This is a genomic window from Amycolatopsis vastitatis (assembly GCF_002234595.1).
GTDB classification, from domain to species: domain Bacteria; phylum Actinomycetota; class Actinomycetes; order Mycobacteriales; family Pseudonocardiaceae; genus Amycolatopsis; species Amycolatopsis vastitatis.
The window spans coordinates 105,587-120,301 of record NZ_NMUL01000001.1 but is presented as its reverse complement, the minus strand read 5'-3'; the positions used below and the strand labels follow the sequence as shown (position 1 = coordinate 120,301).

Sequence of the window (14,715 nt, the reverse complement as noted above, 5' to 3'; positions counted from 1 at the left end):
CCCCGTGAAGTCGGCGTTTGGCCCGTCGATTACACCACCGACTCCGGCTCGTGTATATCCGCCTGAATCGGGCCCCGGCCTGCGGATGCGCGCCGCAGGCGCGGTCCCCAGAAGAGCAGCCCGAAGTGCGCGGCGAACGCGTGGCCGAGCAGCGTGACGATCGAATCGAGGCTCACCGGGTCGTCGCTGAGGTAGATCGCCGCGATGAACGCCTCCATCGCGGCGAGGGCCCACAGCCGCGCGCGGCCGGGCAGCAGGAGCACCAGCGCGCCGGCCGTCGTGAAGAAGCCGTAGCTGACGCCGATGTCGAGCCAGTGCCCGGCCGATACCGGCAGGACGTTGGCGCTGATCAGGGCCATCACCGGCAGTTCGGTGACGAGGGTGGCGAGCACGTGCCCGGAGAAGAACACGGTCGCCACGCGGCGGGTCCTGAAGCGGCGTTCCAGCGGGGCGACGGCGATCGCGAAGATCGCGGCGTAGGCGAGCCAGCCCTGGTCCGGGAGCCAGAACGCGCTGGTCAGCAGCGAGGTCAGCGGGCGCCGCCACAGGTTGTGGGCGTCGGTGCTGGACAGCCGGAGCAGTCGTTCGGTCACCGCGGGGTCGGCGAACTCGAGCAGCAGGGTCGTGCCGAGGAGGACGACCAGGTAGCCGAAGGTGAACGGCGTCGACTTCGGATTCGGGACGAACCGGAGCAAAGCGCGCATGCCGGCGGGCGCCCGGGGGACCGGTTGTCTCGCCTTCAGCAGCATGGTCTGAGCTTCGCCGGTCATGCTGGGAGTATTCCGAGCGCCGCCTTAGAAAACGCTGTGGACGTCACTCACGGTCAGGGCCAGCGATCTGTGACAGATTTTTGCCGCTACTTCACCCATTCGGGGGCCTTGTACGGTAAGAATACGGTCACGATTCGGCCGAAAGGCCTCTCGGGAAGGTCTGTCGGGGTGAACGACGAGATATCGGTCGCCGAGTTGCTCGTCCGCGAAGGCTGGGGCGACCGTCCGCCGCCGACCAGCTCGCGCTGGCGAGTGGTCGCGGTGATGCTGGCCGTCGTCATCGGCTGCGGGGCCGCCGCGGTGCTGGTCGCCTTCGGCGGCAACACCCGTCAAGACGCCGCCCCGGTCGACCAGATCCAGGTCATCCCCTTCCCGCAGCGCACCACCGGCCTCGGCGGAGCGGACCAGGCCACCGACTCGCCGTCCGACGGCGGGATCGGCGGCGGCACCGGCGGCGAGGTCGTCACCGCGTCCGGCGAGCATCGCGGCACCGTCACCGAGGTGCCGGGCAGACCGCCGGCCACGCAGAGCAGCACCGGCAGTGGCAGCGGCACCGAGAACCCGGTGACGACCACCCCCACCTCGGCCGGCATTGCGCCTCCGGGTTCCTCGGTGACCACGACCACGCCCCCGGCTGGTGGTCAGTCCCCGACTCCGCCCCCTCCGTCTCGGCCCAAGCCGACGTCCTGTTTCCTGATCATCTGCTGGTGATCAGGCGAGCTTCTCCGCGATGTCGCTGAAGTTCGCGGTGTTCCACCGTTCCGGGCGCATCACGATCGCGATGTTGCTCCCGTGGGGCTCGTCCATCGCGTCGGTGTACGCCTCGCTCACGCCCGGTGGCAGGTACCGGGCCGCGATCTCGTGCCGCTCCGCCTTCGTCATCGGCCACGACTTCACCACCGGGCCCTCGACCGAGACGTACTGGTAGACGCCGTCCTGCCGCTGGACGCACAGCGCGAACCGGCCGGCTGCCTCGATCAGCCGGGCCTTGCGCGCGCCGGGTGACGTCATCACGACGACGTCGCCGCCCGGCTCGTAGCGGTACCAGATCGGTGTGGTCAGCGGCGCCCGTCCGGGCTCGGCCGCGACGCTGAGCACGCCGACGCGCGGCTGGGCGAGGAACGCTTCGCGCTCTTCCTTGGTCATCTTGCCGGCCATCGAAGGCCTCCTTAAAGCCATTGGATTTGACTTAAGGCTAGCCAGGGGGTGGCCACTAAAGCAAGAGTCTTTGCTTTAGGATGGGCTCATGACCCGCCCCGGCGGCCGTAGTGCCCGTGTCCGCGACGCGGTGCACGACGCCGTCGTCGAACTGCTCGCCGCCGGTGAGATCGACGCGGCGATCCCCAAGATCGCCGAGCGGGCGGGGGTCAACCCGACCAGCATCTACCGGCGCTGGGGCAGCCGTGACGCGCTGCTGATCGATGCGGCGGTGACGCGCCTGCGTACGACGTCACCGATCCCGGACACCGGCTCGCTGCGCGGCGACCTGCTCGGCTGGGCCGAGGGTGTCGAACGCGCGATGCGCGACCGGCACGGCCAGATCCTGCTCCGCGCGCTCGTCGCGACCCTGAGCCCCGACGAGAAGCCGCTCGAGTACCTCCGAGCCCGCGGCGACGACCTGCAGGCCGTGCTCGACAAGGCCGAGGCGCGCGGTGAGCCGGTGCCGTCGGTCGACGAGGTGCTCGACTTCGTCCTGGCCCCGTTCTACCTGCGCGTGCTGTTCCGGCGCCCGGTCGAGCCGGGCACGGCGGCCCAGCTCGTCGACCGGCTGCTTACGGCGCTTTGACCGCTGACACCCAGGTCAGGCGAGCGCGGATGCGGTCGCCGAAGCTGAAGAGGCGTAGTGCGCGGCTGGGTGTCGACAGGCTTATGCGCCGGGTGTGGTCGGTGGAAATGACCTCGGTGTGATCGGGGAACGCCATGCCCCAGGCGGCGATCCTGGCGTCGACGCGTTCGCCGTACTCCTGCACTACGGCGAACAACTGCGGCGCTTCCTGGGCGACCATCTCTTCGATGAGTGCGGAGAACTCGGATTCGTCGCAGAGTGGTCCTGCGTCGGCTGGGTCGTTCACCGCCGGTTCGGGTGTCATCACGTACTCCATCGGCGCCGGACCTGGTTCGTCGAGAGGACCTGGCGACACGGTTCACGGGTCGTGGATCTTCTCCGCTTGCCGTGTCGCCAGAGGCTACTGTGATCGCTTGTCAGAACTACAGAGCAGCCACGCTTCAATGTAGTGCGCTACAAAGTAGCGCGCTAGCCTTTGGCGTGGTCTTTTCGGGTGATGAAGGAGCCATGGGCTCTGCCGGGAGGTGACGCCGATGGTCGAGTCGAGCCGGAGCGCGCTCAAGCGATGGATCGGCGTCGAGCTGAAGCGACTGCGTCAGCGAGCCGGGTACGAGCGCGCCGACGTGGCGGAGCGTCTGGGCAAGACCGCCGCGTGGCCGGGCCACGTCGAAGTCGGCCGGAACCTGCCCAGTGCTGCCGACCTGGAAGTCCTGCTCACCTGGTATGGCCACGCGGACCGCATCCAGTTCTTCCGGACGCTCCTGACTCGTGCCAAGAAGGGCAAGGACTGGTGGATCGGGTTCTCCGACGTCACGCCCGAGTGGTTCACCATGTATCTGGGCCTCGAATCCATCGCCCGGCGGCTCAGCGGCTACGACGCCATGGTCGTCCACGGATTGTTCCAGCTGCCTGAGTATGCCGAAGCCGTCATCCGCGACGTCAACCCGACATTGCCGGATGCCGAAGTAAACCGCCGGGTCGAACTGCGTATGGCGCGCCACGAAGTGCTCACCCATCGCACTGGCCTGGAGCCGCTGCAGGTGTGGCGTGTCATCGACGAAGCCGCACTGCGCCGTGTCGTCGGCGGTCCGGCCGTGATGCGTCGCCAGCTCGAACAGCTGATAAAACTGGCTGAGCTGCCGAACATCACGGTGCAGGTCCTGCCGGCTGCCGCCGGTAGCCACCCCGGTGTCGAGGGCGCCTTCACGATCATGGAATACCCGGCCGAATTCGAGGATGACCCGGGCACCGTCTGGTTCGAGTCGCGCATCCGGGGCACCTTCATCGAAGATCCTTCCGAGATCTCGATCTATCGTGACGACCTGACCCGCATTCAGGTGAACAAGGCCCTCAAGCCGGAACAGAGCATCGCCATGATCGAGCAAGTTGCGAAGGAGATCGCCCGGTGAACCACGCTGAAGCCCTGCGCGTCCTTGGTGATGCCGACGGTTGGTTCAAGTCCAGTGCCAGCGGAGGCCAGGGCGAGTGCGTCGAGGTGAACACCACGACGACCGAATGGGTCGGCGTCCGGGATTCCAAGCTCGGCGCCAGCTCGCCCGTCTTGGCCTTCTCGCGTGCTCAGTGGCGGGCGGCGCTCACGGCGCTTTGAGCAGGTCCGGCTCCGAGCGCCGGCCGAGGTGGTTGAAGAGCAGGTTCAGCACGAACGCGAGTACCGCCGCCACCGTGATCGAGCTGCCGCAGATCGTCTGCAGCCAGGCCGGGAAGTGCTTGAAGAAGTCCGGCGCGAACGCCGGCAGCAGGCCGACGCCGAGCGCCACCGCGACGACGAAGGTGTTGTGGTTGCCGGAAAACTCCACCATCCGGAGATTCTGCGCGCCGACCGCGGCGACCATCGCGAACATCACCACCGCGACCCCGCCGATCACCGGTTCCGGGATCGCCGCGATGAACGCGCCGACCTTCGGCACCAGACCCATCAGGACCAGGATCCCGCCGGTCACCGCGACGACCCAGCGGCTGCGCACGCCGGTCATCCGCACCAGGCCGACGTTCTGCGCGAACGCCGTGTCGGGGAAGGAGTTCATCACCCCGCCGAGCACGGCCGAGACGCCGTCGGTGGCCAGGCCGCGCGCGAGGTCGGCGTCGGTCGGCGGGCGCCCGGTGATCTCGCCGACGGCGATCATGTCGGCGGTCGACTCGGTGAACGTCACCAGCATGACCACGCACATCGACAGGATCGCCGCGACCGGGAACGTCGGCGCGCCGAAGTGGAACGGCGACGCGAGCCCGAACCAGCCGGCCGCGCGCAGGCCGTCCCAGTGCACCAGCCCCATCGGGATCGCCACCACCAGCCCGATGGCCAGCGCGAGCAGCGGCCCGATCTGGTTGGCGAACCCGCGCAGCACGCGGGTGAAGAGCACGAGCAGCGCGAGCACGCCGAACGCCAGCCCGATGTGCGACGGCGCCGCGTAGTCCGGGGACGTCGTGTCGTGGCCGGCGATCATCGCCGCGCCCGGGCCGAGCAGTGAGACGCCGATGACCAGCAGCAGCGTCCCGGTCACCAGCGGCGGGAAGAACCGGATCAGCTTCGCGAACGGCTTCGCGATGAGCAGCCCGAACACGCCGGAGGCGAGCATGGCGCCGTAGACCGCGGGCAGGCCGTACTGGGCCGCGATGAGGATCATCGGGTTGACGACGGTGAACGTCGCGCCCGCCACCACCGGCAGCCGGATGCCGAGCAGCTTGCCGATGCCGACCGCCTGTATCAGCGTCGCGATGCCCGCGACCAGGAGGTCGGCGTTGACCAGCAGGCCGATCGTCGCCGCGTCGAGCTTCAGCGCGCTGCCGACGATCAGCGGCACCGCCACCGAACCGGCGTACATGATCGACATGTGCTGCAGGCCGAGCAGCGCGAGCCGCCCGGCGGGCAGGCCCCGGTCGACCGGGTGGACCGCGGAATCCGTCATGAGCGGACGGTAGCAAGTGCGGGCCGTGATGATCTTGTACCGGGGGGCGGCGCGAAGGCCGCGGATGTGTGACCATCGGTGCATGACTTCGGGCGGTATTTCCCAGGTGGGTCCACCGTTTCGCGCCGATCACGTCGGGAGCCTGCTGCGGCCCCCGGTACTGCGTGACGCGCGGCGGCGGCACGAAAACGGCGAGATCGGCGCGGAGCAGCTCCGCGCGGTCGAGGACGACGCGATCCGCGACGTGATCAAGATGCAGAAGGCGGCCGGGCTGAGCTCGGCGACCGACGGCGAGTTCCGGCGTGCCTCGTGGCACATGGACTTCATCTACTCGCTCGGCGGCATCTCGAAGAGCGACGAGCGGCTGCACGTGAAGTTCCACAACCTGGCGGGCGACCTCGAGTTCAGCCCGCCCGGCCTGCAGGTCGACGGCAAGGTGCGGCTCGACGAGCCGATCTTCGCCGACCACTTCCGGTTCCTGCAGTCCCATGTGGACCCGGGCGTGACGCCGAAGCTGACCATCCCGTCGCCGAGCATGGTCTACTACCGCGGCGGCCGGGCCGCGGTCAGCGAGAGCGTCTACCCGGACCTCGAAGAGTTCTTCGCCGACTTGAGCGCGGCGTACAAGGACCAGGTCACCGCGATGACCGGCCTCGGCTGCCGGTACCTCCAGCTGGACGACACCAGCCTCGCCTACCTGAACGACCCGACGCAGCGGGAGCTGGTCGCGCGGATGGGCGGCGACCCGGACACCCAGCACCTGCGCAACATCGCGACGATGAACGCGGCCCTGTCCGGCCGTCCCGAGGGCCTGACCGTGACGACGCACCTGTGCCGCGGCAACTTCCGGTCCTCGTGGGCCGCCGAGGGCAGCTACGAGTTCGTCGCCGAGGCGCTGTTCGGGGAGCTGGCCGTCGACGGGTTCTTCCTGGAGTACGACGACGAACGCTCCGGCGGCTTCGAGCCGCTGCGGTTCGTGCCCAAGGACAAGAAGGTCGTCCTCGGCCTGGTCACGACCAAGCGGCCGGAGCTGGAGGACCCGGACGTCCTGGTGCGGCGGATCGAAGAGGCTTCGCGCTATGTCGACATCGACCGGCTCTGCCTGTCGCCGCAGTGCGGGTTCTCCTCGACCGAGGAGGGCAACGACCTGACCCCGGACGACCAGCTGCGGAAGCTGGAGCTGATCGTGGCGACGGCCGACCGCGTCTGGGGCGGCAAGTGATCACCTGCGTCGTCGACTACGTCATCGACCCCGCGAAGCTGCCCGACTTCGAACGCTTCGCCGCCGCGTGGATGCGGCTGGTGCAGCGCGAAGGCGGCATCCACCACGGCTACTTCCTGCCGTCAGAGGGGGCGAGCGACGAAGCGCGGGCGCTGTTCAGCTTCGAGAGCCTCGCCGCGTACGAGCGCTACCGGACGTTGTTCGGCGTCGACCCGGACTTCATCGAGGCGGACAAGATCCGCGAGGAGAGCGGGTGCGTGCTGCGGTACCGGCGGACGTTCATGCGGCCGCTGCTCCCGGACGACGAAGACGGGTGAGACACAGCGCGTCGCGGCCGCCGTCGGTCGTGGACCGGGTCCTCGATCTGCTGGGCGCGTTCACGGCCGAGCGGCCGCGGCTGACGCTGTCGGAGCTGAGCCGCCGCGCCGGGCTGCCGTTGTCGACCACGCACCGGCTGGCCGGCGAGCTGACCCGGCGCGGCGCGCTCGTGCGCGACGACGCGGGCGCGTACCGCGTCGGGCTGTGGCTGTGGGAGGTCGCGTCGCTCGCGCCGCACGGCGCTGAGCTGCGGGAGAGCGCGATGCCGTTCCTGGAGGACCTCTACGAGGCCACGCACCAGAACGTGCAGCTCGCGGTGCTCGACGGGCCGGAGGTGGTCTTCGTCGAGCGCATCTCCGGCCGCGCCGCGGTCAACGTCCTGACGCGGGTCGGCGGACGGCTGCCCGCGCACGCGACCGGCGTCGGCCAGGTGCTGCTGGCGCACGCGCCGGCCGAAGCGCAGGAGGAGGTCCTGGCCGGCCCGCTGAAGACGTTCACGCCGAAGACGGTCGGCTCGGCCGCGCAGCTGCGGCGGGTGCTGGCGGACGTCCGCCGCGACGGGTACGCGATCAGCGACGGCCAGATCGAACTGGTCGCCCTGTCGGTGGCGGCCCCGGTCTACGACTCGACGGACGAGGTCGTGGCGGCGATCTCCGTCGTCGTTCCCGCCGAGGGAACGGATCCGCGGACGCTGATCCCGGCGGTGCGGGCCGCGGCGCGCGGCATTTCGCGGGTGCTGGGCGCGCCGCGCGCGCTGCGGTCGTCCGGCGATTCCTCGACGGCTTGAGTCTCTTGTGATCGGATGAAAGGCATGGGTGGACAGAACACGGTTCTCGTCGTCGGGGCGGGGCAGAGCGGGTTCCAGGCCGTGGCTTCGCTGCGGGATCGCGGCTTCGACGGCCGGGTCGTGCTGGTCGGCGAGGAGCCGGGCGTGCCGTACCAGCGGCCGCCGTTGTCGAAGGCCTACCTGGCCGGGACCGCCGGGCAGGAACAGCTGCACCTGCGTGGCGAGGACTTCTTCGCCGAGAAGGACATCGAGCTGGTCGACGCCCAGGTCGAGACCCTCGACCGCGGCGCGCGCGAAATCCGGCTCGAAGACGGCCGGCGGCTCGGCTACGACCACCTGATCCTGGCCACCGGCGCGCGCAACCGGCGGCTGCCCGTGCCCGGCGCGGACCTGCCGGGCGTGCTGACCCTGCGCACCCGCGACGACGCCGACCGGCTGCGCGCGTCACTCGAACAGGCCGGGAACGTCGTCGTGGTCGGCGGCGGGTTCATCGGGCTGGAGTTCGCCTCGCACGCCGGCCGCCCGGTGACGATCGTCGAGGCGCAGGACCGGCTGCTCAACCGGGTCGCGACGCCGGAGATCTCCGCCTATTTCGCTTCGCTGCACCGCGAGGCCGGGCACACGGTGGTGCTCGGCCAAGGCGTCACGGCCCTGCACGGCGACGAGCGCGTCCGCGAGGTCGAGCTGTCCGACGGCACCCGGCTGCCCGCCGACCTGGTCGTGGTCGCCGTCGGTGTCGTGCCGGAGACGACGCTCGCGGCGGCCGCCGGCCTTCCCGTGGACAACGGCGTCGTCGTCGACGAGCACCTGCGCACCGCGGACCCGCGGATCTTCGCGATCGGCGACTGCGCGAACTTCCCGTGCGTGCAGGCGGGGTCCGCGACGCGGCTGGAGTCCGTGCAGAACGCCGTCGACCACGCCCGGTGCGTGGCCGCGGTGCTGACCGGCACGCCCGAGCCGTACGCGAGCCTGCCCTGGTTCTGGACGGACCAGGCGGGCGCGAAGCTGCAGATCGCCGGGATCCTCGCCGGTGCCGACCGGACAGTGGTCGCGGGCGACCCGGCCGAAGGCAAGTTCTCCGTGCTGTCCTTCCGCGACGACGTGCTGATCGCCGTCGAGTCGGTCAACCGGCCGGCCGACCACGTCGCCGCGCGGCGGCTGTTCACCGCGGACCCGCGGCCCGCCTACGCCGACCTCGAAGCGAGCGCCTTCGACCTCAAGGCATACCTGAAGGCGAGGGCGGCGTGATGCGCACGCAGGTCGCGGTGATCGGCGCCGGCCCGGCCGGGCTGCTGTTGTCGTTCTTGCTGCACGAAGCCGGGATCGACTGCGTGGTCCTGGAAGCGCGTGACCGCGAGTACGTCCGGCAGCGCGTGCGTGCGGGCGTGTGCGAGCAACCGACCGTCGAGCTGCTGACGTCGTTGGGACTCGGCGAGCGGCTGGCTGCCGAAGGCATGCCGCACGAAGGCCTCTCGCTGCGGTTCGACCGCGCCGACCACCGGATCGCGCTCACCGAGCTGACCGGGAAGACGATCACGGTCTACGGGCAGCAGGAGATCGTCAAGGACCTGATCGACGCGCACGAAGCCCGCGGGTACCCGATCTCCTTCGAGGTCTCGGACGTCTCACTGTCCGATGTGGACACGGAGCGGCCGCGGGTGGGTTACCGTGACGCCGAAGGGGTTGCGCGGACCATCGAGTGCGACGCCGTGGCGGGCTGCGACGGGTTCCACGGCATCTGTCGTCCGTCCATTCCGGACAGTGCGCTCACGGTGTACGAGCGCGAATACCCGTTCGCGTGGCTGGGTGTCCTCGCGCGGACGCCGCCGTCGCACCACGAGCTGATCTACGCCCACCACGAACGCGGGTTCGCGCTGCACAGCATGCGGACGCCGGAGATCACGCGGCTCTACCTCCAGGTCGACCCGGCCGAGTCCCTGGAAGCCTGGTCCGACGACCGGATCTGGGCCGAGCTGACCGCCCGGCTCGAAGTCGAGGGCGAGGGCGAGTTCACCCTCAGGGAAGGCCCGATCCTCGACAAGGGCATCACGCCGATGCGCAGCTTCGTCGCGGAACCGCTACGCCACGGACGGCTGTTCCTCGCCGGCGACGCCGCCCACATCGTCCCGCCGACCGGCGCCAAGGGCATGAACCTGGCGATCGCCGACGTCCGGGTGTTGTCCCGGGCGCTGGAAGCGTTGCTGCGCGGGGACGAGTCGCTCGCTTCGGCCTACTCCGACACCTGCCTTCGCCGGGTGTGGCGGGCGGAGCACTTCTCGTGGTTCATGACGACGATGCTGCACACCGATCCGCACGCGGATGGCTTCGCGCGGCAGCTCCAGCTGTCGCAACTGCGTTACACCACGTCGTCACGGGCGGCGGCGACCAGCCTCGCCGAAAACTACGTCGGGCTGCCGTTCGTCTAGATCGTCAACTCAAGGTTGACGACGGGGATACGTCAACCTACAGTTGACGACATGGACCTCCCGATGAACATCAAGCTCGACGACCTCATCAACGCCATCAAGAGCAACCACGACCAGGACGCCCTGGCCCAGTTGACCGACGCGGTCTACGTGGGTCAGCACCTCGGCGAAGTGGCCGACCACCTGATCGGCCACTTCGTCGACCAGGCCCGGCGGTCCGGGGCGTCCTGGACCGAAATCGGCGCGAGCATGGGCGTCACCAAGCAGGCCGCGCAGAAGCGGTTCGTGCCCAGGATCGACCCGGGCGGTGACCCGAGCGGCAACATCGAACGCCTCTACGGCCGCTACACCGACCGGGCTCGCCACGTCGTCGTCGAAGCCCAGAAGTCGGCCGTCGAGCACGGCAGCCCGCACATCGACACCGTGCACCTCGTTCTGGGCCTGCTCACCGAACCGGCCGCGCTGGCGGCGGGCGCGATCCTGGCCCAAGGTGTGCAGTTGGACGCCGTCCGCGAAGCCGCCGAGGCGCGGCTGCCCGAGCGGGCCGACCCGGCGCCGAACCCGGTCCCGTTCTCCGGGGCCGCCAAGAAGACCCTCGAACTGACCATGCGCGAGGGCCTGCGGCTCGGGCACAACTACATCGGCACCGAGCACATCCTGCTGGCACTGCTTGAACAGGGCGAAGGCGCCGGTTTCGAGGTGCTCGACGGCGTGGGCGTCAAGAAGGACAAGGCGGAGGCGAAGATCCAGGAGGTGCTGGCGGAGATTCTGGCCGCCCGGGGCCAGTGAGACTCCTGCTGGTCGCCGTGCTTCTCGCGCTGCTCCTGGTGACGCTGCTCTGACCGGGTGGGACCAGGGGGTCCACCCGGTCGGAGCAGCGACTGGTCAGGCGTCGGACTCCGGGCGGCCGTCGGCGGCCCAGGCCGTGTGGAACGAGCCCTCGCGGTCCACCCGGCGGTAGGTGTGGGCACCGAAGAAGTCCCGCTGGCCCTGGACCAGCGCCGCCGGCAGGCGGTCGGCGCGGAGGCCGTCGTAGTACGCCAGCGCCGTCGAGAAGCCCGGCGTCGGGATGCCGAGCTTGACCGCCGTCGAGATCACCGAGCGCCACGAGTCCTGCGCGTCCTCGACCGCCTTGCGGAAGCCGCCCGAGGTGAGCAGCGTCGGCAGCTCCGGCTCGTCGGCGTAGGCCGCGGTGATGTCGTTGAGGAACTTCGCGCGGATGATGCAGCCGCCGCGCCAGATCGAGGCGACCTTGCCGAGGTCGATGTCCCAGCCGTACTCCGTCGCGCCCGCCTGGATCTGGTTGAAGCCCTGCGCGTACGCCACGACCTTCGACGCGTACAGCGCCTGCTCGACGTCGTCGGCGAAGCGCTCCAGCGAGGAGCCCGACAGCGGCGCCGCCGAAGGACCGCCGAGCCCGCGGGCCGCCGCGCGCAGCGACTTGGACCCGGACAGCGAACGCGCGAAGACGGCCTCGGCGATGCCCGAGATCGGGACACCCAGATCGAGGCCGATCTGCACGGTCCAGCGGCCGGTGCCCTTCTGCTCGGCGGCGTCCTCGACGATGTCGACGAACGGCTTGCCGGACGCCTTGTCGACGTGCGCGAGCACGTCGGCGGTGATCTCGATCAGGTAGGAGTCGAGCCGCCCGGTGTTCCACGTGCGGAACACGTCGGCGATCTCGGCCGGCGCGTAGCCGCCCGCGTGGCGGAGCAGGTCGAACGACTCCGCGATCAGCTGCATGTCGGCGTACTCGATGCCGTTGTGGACCATCTTGACGAAGTGGCCGGCACCGTCCGCGCCGATGTGCGTGCAGCACGGCTCGCCGTCGACCTTCGCCGAGATGTCCTCGAACAGCGGGCCGAGCGACTCGTACGACTCCTTCGAGCCGCCGGGCATAATGCTCGGCCCGTGCAGCGCGCCCTCCTCACCACCGGAGACGCCGCTGCCGACGAAGTGCAGCCCGCGTTCGCGCAGCGCCTTCTCGCGGCGGCGCGTGTCGGCGAAGTGCGCGTTGCCGGCGTCGATGATGACGTCGCCCTCTTCGAGCAGCGGCGCGAACTCCTCGATGACGGCGTCCGTCGGACCGCCCGCCTTGACCATGATCACGACCTGCCGGGGCCGCTCCAGCGCGTCGACGAAGTCCTGCGCGGAGTACGCCGGGATGAAGTCGCCCTCGTCGCCGAACTGCTCCACCAGCGCGCGGGTCCGCTCCTCGGACCGGTTGTGCAGGGCCACCGTGTGGCCGTGCCGGGCCAGGTTGCGGGCCAGGTTGCGGCCCATGACCGCCAGGCCGGTGACCCCGATGCTCGCCTTCTTGCTCATCCGAATCCTTCCGAAGTCTCTCTCGATTCAGACAGTAGTCCGATCGACGCCTCAAGGAAGGCCACGGAGCGGTGGCTCACTCAGTTCAGGAGAAGCAGCGGATCGGGCCCTTGTTGAAGGCGAGCATGTCCGTGATGGCCGCCACTAGGTCGATGTCCGCGCCCCACTCGGCGCCGTCCAGCTCGGCGTACGCCCGGTGCAGGTTCCCCGGCAGCCGCTCCTGCTCGCTCAGCGACGCGAACTCGCCGAGGTCCGTCTCCTTGGCCACTTCTAGCGGCGACAGCCCAGCGGCCTTGCCCCGCTCGGCGGTTTCCTGGACGAACTGCAGGTACCGGTCGACGCCGTCGACCACCGACAGGTCGCACGGGCCGCCGTGGCCGGGGAGGATCACCTCCGGCTCGAGTTCCCGGATCACGTCGAGCCCGGCGCGCCAGCCCGCCACCGAGCCCATCAGCGCGAACGGGCTGCCGCCGTTGAACACCAGGTCACCGGCGTAGAGGACGCGCGGGCCGGGCAGCCAGACCAGGACGTCGTTGGTGGTGTGGGCCGCGTGTCCGGGGTGGATCAGCTGGATCTCGACGTCCCCGGCGTACAGCGTGAGCCGGTCGTCGAACACGACTTCGGGCGGGCGTGACCGCAGCTCGCCCCAGTCGCTGCCGACGAAGACGCCCTCGAACGTCTGGATGCCCTCGGCGACCATCAGCTCGCGCGTCTTGCGGTGGCCGATGATCGTCGCGCCCTCGACCAGGTAGTTGCCGTTGGTGTGGTCGCCGTGGTGATGGGTGTTCACCAGCGTCGTCACCGGGCCGCCGGTCGCGGCTCCGACCGTCTCCAGCAGCGCGCGCGTGCGGCGCTCGGTCGAGCACGTGTCGATGAGCACGGTGTGGTCGCCGGCGTCGACGAACCCGCAGTTGTTGATGTACCAGGAGCCGTCGGGCTGGACGTAGCCGTGGACCTGGTCGGCCAGCCGGGTGACTCCGGCGGCGGAGGGCGAACGATCGGTCACGCGGCCACTATGCCCCAGACGGGGCTCCGCCGGTTGGCGGAATAATTCCGAATTTCACTGGTCCAGGAGAGTGACAACGCAGGTGACTGGCGTTCCGCGGCGTTTCCTGGAACGCTGCGCGATGTCATCATCGAGATCCGCAAGGTGAAGCACTAGCCTGGGTGGGTTCGATAGTTCGCGTGCGACGGCGGCCGGTGGCCGCCGTTGCTTGGTAGTGGTCCGGGAGAGCAGGGCGATGGCCAGCACCGTCACCTCGCGCCGGAAGCAGCTCGGGAACGAGCTCCGGCATGCCCGCACCGCGGCGCGGATGACACAGCAGCAGGTCGCCGAGGTCCTCGGCTGCACCCAGGGCAAGGTCAACAAGATCGAGTCCGGTGCCGTCGGGGTGAAGCTCGGGGATGTGCGATCGATGCTGAACGCGTTCGGGATCAACGGCGAAGAGGCCGACACGCTGATGAACCTGGCGCGGGCCGCCGCCGGGCAGCGCGGCCACTGGTCGGGCTACCGCTCGGTGGTGCCGCACTGGTTCCGCACCTTCACGGACCTGGAGCCCGCGGCCGCCGAGATCCTCACCTGGCACGGTGAGCGCATCCCCGGCCCGCTGCAGTCCGAGCACTACATGCTCAAGCAGTTCACCGAGGCCGGCGCGACGGACGTGACGTCGCTGGTGCGCAACCGGCTCGACCGCAAGGCCGTGTTCGAGCAGCAGCAGCCGCCGTACTACCGGTTCATCATCAGCGAGGGCGCGCTGCGCCGGGCGCCCGGCGGGTACGCGCCCGCGGTGATGCTCGACCAGGTCGAGCACCTGCTCTCGCTCGAGAAGCACCCGCGGGTGTACGTGCACGTACTGCCGTTCGGGGCACGGCTGGCCGCGGTGCCCAACGACTTCACGATCATGCGCTTCCCGGACCGCACGCGGGACTTCGTCTACATCGAGCACTCCGCCGGCGGGCTCTACCTCGACGACGTCAAGGACTTCAACATCTTCGTCGACTCGTGGGACAGGCTGCGCGGAGCCGCGCTCGAGCGCCAGGAGACCCGGCAGTTCCTCAAGGAGCTTGCGGAGGGTTACCGCGCCCAGATGCAGCAGATCCAATAGGGCGAATGGCGGTGACATCCGGGTCTTCGCCCCGGGCCGGGGGCTCCGC

17 protein-coding genes are annotated in these 14,715 nt (G+C 69.8%); 11 read left to right on the top strand and 6 right to left on the bottom strand.

What is annotated here, in order from left to right; all coding sequences use genetic code 11:
• Window positions 1–29 precede the first annotated feature (29 nt).
• A complete protein-coding gene (locus tag CF165_RS00670; protein WP_143268405.1) occupies window positions 30–770 on the bottom strand; it encodes a rhomboid-like protein in 741 nt (246 codons plus the stop codon).
• 168 nt (window positions 771–938) lie between these two features.
• Here CF165_RS00670 and CF165_RS00665 point away from each other — a divergent pair, with 168 nt between their 5' ends.
• The gene (locus CF165_RS00665) at window positions 939–1,481 is read left to right on the top strand and encodes a hypothetical protein (RefSeq protein ID WP_093945422.1); all 543 of its coding nucleotides are present in this window, start codon (window positions 939–941) and stop codon (window positions 1,479–1,481) included.
• Here CF165_RS00665 and CF165_RS00660 read toward each other — a convergent pair whose 3' ends face one another.
• Window positions 1,482–1,928, bottom strand: coding sequence for a pyridoxamine 5'-phosphate oxidase family protein (locus CF165_RS00660; RefSeq protein WP_093945421.1), 447 nt, complete (start codon window positions 1,926–1,928; stop codon window positions 1,482–1,484).
• Window positions 1,929–2,016: 88 nt separating this feature from the next.
• Here CF165_RS00660 and CF165_RS00655 point away from each other — a divergent pair, with 88 nt between their 5' ends.
• Complete coding sequence (locus CF165_RS00655; RefSeq protein ID WP_093945420.1) at window positions 2,017–2,556, top strand: TetR/AcrR family transcriptional regulator; 540 nt, start codon at window positions 2,017–2,019, stop codon at window positions 2,554–2,556.
• Here CF165_RS00655 and CF165_RS00650 read toward each other — a convergent pair.
• Window positions 2,543–2,872, bottom strand: a complete 330-nt coding sequence (locus CF165_RS00650) for a hypothetical protein (protein WP_093945419.1) — start codon at window positions 2,870–2,872, stop codon at window positions 2,543–2,545. The two genes, CF165_RS00655 and CF165_RS00650, sit on opposite strands and share 14 nt — an antisense overlap.
• Before the next feature lie 217 nt (window positions 2,873–3,089).
• On the opposite strand from CF165_RS00650, the gene CF165_RS00645 reads away from it, so the two are divergent.
• Window positions 3,090–3,965 (top strand): helix-turn-helix domain-containing protein, encoded by an 876-nt coding sequence (locus CF165_RS00645; protein WP_093945418.1) that lies wholly within the window; start codon window positions 3,090–3,092, stop codon window positions 3,963–3,965.
• A complete protein-coding gene (locus CF165_RS00640; RefSeq protein WP_093945417.1) occupies window positions 3,962–4,165 on the top strand; it encodes a DUF397 domain-containing protein in 204 nt (67 codons plus the stop codon). Before CF165_RS00645 ends, CF165_RS00640 begins: the two co-directional genes overlap by 4 nt.
• Here the strand turns inward: CF165_RS00640 and CF165_RS00635 are convergent.
• Complete coding sequence (locus CF165_RS00635; RefSeq protein ID WP_093945547.1) at window positions 4,152–5,483, bottom strand: nucleobase:cation symporter-2 family protein; 1,332 nt, start codon at window positions 5,481–5,483, stop codon at window positions 4,152–4,154. The genes CF165_RS00640 and CF165_RS00635 overlap by 14 nt on opposite strands.
• A gap of 82 nt (window positions 5,484–5,565) precedes the next feature.
• Here CF165_RS00635 and CF165_RS00630 point away from each other — a divergent pair, with 82 nt between their 5' ends.
• From CF165_RS00630 to CF165_RS00605, 6 genes are read left to right on the top strand one after another with little or no spacing between them, the layout of a single operon-like run.
• Window positions 5,566–6,705, top strand: a complete 1,140-nt coding sequence (locus CF165_RS00630; protein WP_240521409.1) for a 5-methyltetrahydropteroyltriglutamate--homocysteine S-methyltransferase — start codon at window positions 5,566–5,568, stop codon at window positions 6,703–6,705.
• On the top strand, window positions 6,702–7,022 hold the full coding sequence (locus CF165_RS00625; protein ID WP_093945416.1) for an NIPSNAP family protein: 321 nt from the start codon (window positions 6,702–6,704) through the stop codon (window positions 7,020–7,022). The genes CF165_RS00630 and CF165_RS00625 overlap by 4 nt, the downstream gene beginning before the upstream one ends.
• Window positions 7,019–7,810, top strand: coding sequence for an IclR family transcriptional regulator (locus tag CF165_RS00620; RefSeq protein ID WP_093945415.1), 792 nt, complete (start codon window positions 7,019–7,021; stop codon window positions 7,808–7,810). The genes CF165_RS00625 and CF165_RS00620 overlap by 4 nt, the downstream gene beginning before the upstream one ends.
• 24 nt (window positions 7,811–7,834) lie before the next feature.
• Window positions 7,835–9,058, top strand: coding sequence for an NAD(P)/FAD-dependent oxidoreductase (locus tag CF165_RS00615; protein WP_093945414.1), 1,224 nt, complete (start codon window positions 7,835–7,837; stop codon window positions 9,056–9,058).
• Window positions 9,058–10,236: a 4-hydroxybenzoate 3-monooxygenase gene (locus CF165_RS00610; protein WP_093945413.1), complete on the top strand. Its 1,179-nt coding sequence runs from the start codon at window positions 9,058–9,060 to the stop codon at window positions 10,234–10,236. The genes CF165_RS00615 and CF165_RS00610 overlap by 1 nt, the downstream gene beginning before the upstream one ends.
• Before the next feature lie 51 nt (window positions 10,237–10,287).
• Window positions 10,288–11,025 (top strand): Clp protease N-terminal domain-containing protein, encoded by a 738-nt coding sequence (locus CF165_RS00605; protein ID WP_093945412.1) that lies wholly within the window; start codon window positions 10,288–10,290, stop codon window positions 11,023–11,025.
• 96 nt (window positions 11,026–11,121) lie between these two features.
• On the opposite strand, the gene gnd is transcribed toward CF165_RS00605, so the two are convergent.
• Both gnd and CF165_RS00595 read right to left on the bottom strand, forming a co-directional pair.
• Entirely contained in the window at window positions 11,122–12,561 is a 1,440-nt protein-coding gene (gene gnd, locus CF165_RS00600) for an NADP-dependent phosphogluconate dehydrogenase (RefSeq protein WP_093945411.1), read from the bottom strand.
• An 85-nt stretch (window positions 12,562–12,646) separates the two neighbouring features.
• Window positions 12,647–13,567 carry an MBL fold metallo-hydrolase gene (locus tag CF165_RS00595; protein WP_093945410.1) on the bottom strand — a complete coding sequence of 307 codons (921 nt, stop codon included), beginning with the start codon at window positions 13,565–13,567 and terminating at the stop codon, window positions 12,647–12,649.
• A gap of 235 nt (window positions 13,568–13,802) precedes the next feature.
• Between CF165_RS00595 and CF165_RS00590 the strand changes: the two genes are divergently transcribed.
• Window positions 13,803–14,666 carry a helix-turn-helix domain-containing protein gene (locus CF165_RS00590; RefSeq protein WP_086860877.1) on the top strand — a complete coding sequence of 288 codons (864 nt, stop codon included), beginning with the start codon at window positions 13,803–13,805 and terminating at the stop codon, window positions 14,664–14,666.
• Window positions 14,667–14,715 lie beyond the last annotated feature (49 nt).

Coding starts and splice junctions, on each gene's coding strand:
- CF165_RS00635 (WP_093945547.1), bottom strand. CDS start 5,483: ATGACGGATTCCGCGGTCCACCCGGTCGACCGGGGCCTGCCCGCCGGG.
- CF165_RS00660 (WP_093945421.1), bottom strand. CDS start 1,928: ATGGCCGGCAAGATGACCAAGGAAGAGCGCGAAGCGTTCCTCGCCCAG.
- CF165_RS00645 (WP_093945418.1), top strand. CDS start 3,090: ATGGTCGAGTCGAGCCGGAGCGCGCTCAAGCGATGGATCGGCGTCGAG.
- CF165_RS00630 (WP_240521409.1), top strand. CDS start 5,566: ATGACTTCGGGCGGTATTTCCCAGGTGGGTCCACCGTTTCGCGCCGAT.
- CF165_RS00610 (WP_093945413.1), top strand. CDS start 9,058: ATGCGCACGCAGGTCGCGGTGATCGGCGCCGGCCCGGCCGGGCTGCTG.
- CF165_RS00655 (WP_093945420.1), top strand. CDS start 2,017: ATGACCCGCCCCGGCGGCCGTAGTGCCCGTGTCCGCGACGCGGTGCAC.
- gnd (WP_093945411.1), bottom strand. CDS start 12,561: ATGAGCAAGAAGGCGAGCATCGGGGTCACCGGCCTGGCGGTCATGGGC.
- CF165_RS00670 (WP_143268405.1), bottom strand. CDS start 770: ATGACCGGCGAAGCTCAGACCATGCTGCTGAAGGCGAGACAACCGGTC.
- CF165_RS00615 (WP_093945414.1), top strand. CDS start 7,835: ATGGGTGGACAGAACACGGTTCTCGTCGTCGGGGCGGGGCAGAGCGGG.
- CF165_RS00650 (WP_093945419.1), bottom strand. CDS start 2,872: ATGGAGTACGTGATGACACCCGAACCGGCGGTGAACGACCCAGCCGAC.
- CF165_RS00590 (WP_086860877.1), top strand. CDS start 13,803: ATGGCCAGCACCGTCACCTCGCGCCGGAAGCAGCTCGGGAACGAGCTC.
- CF165_RS00605 (WP_093945412.1), top strand. CDS start 10,288: ATGGACCTCCCGATGAACATCAAGCTCGACGACCTCATCAACGCCATC.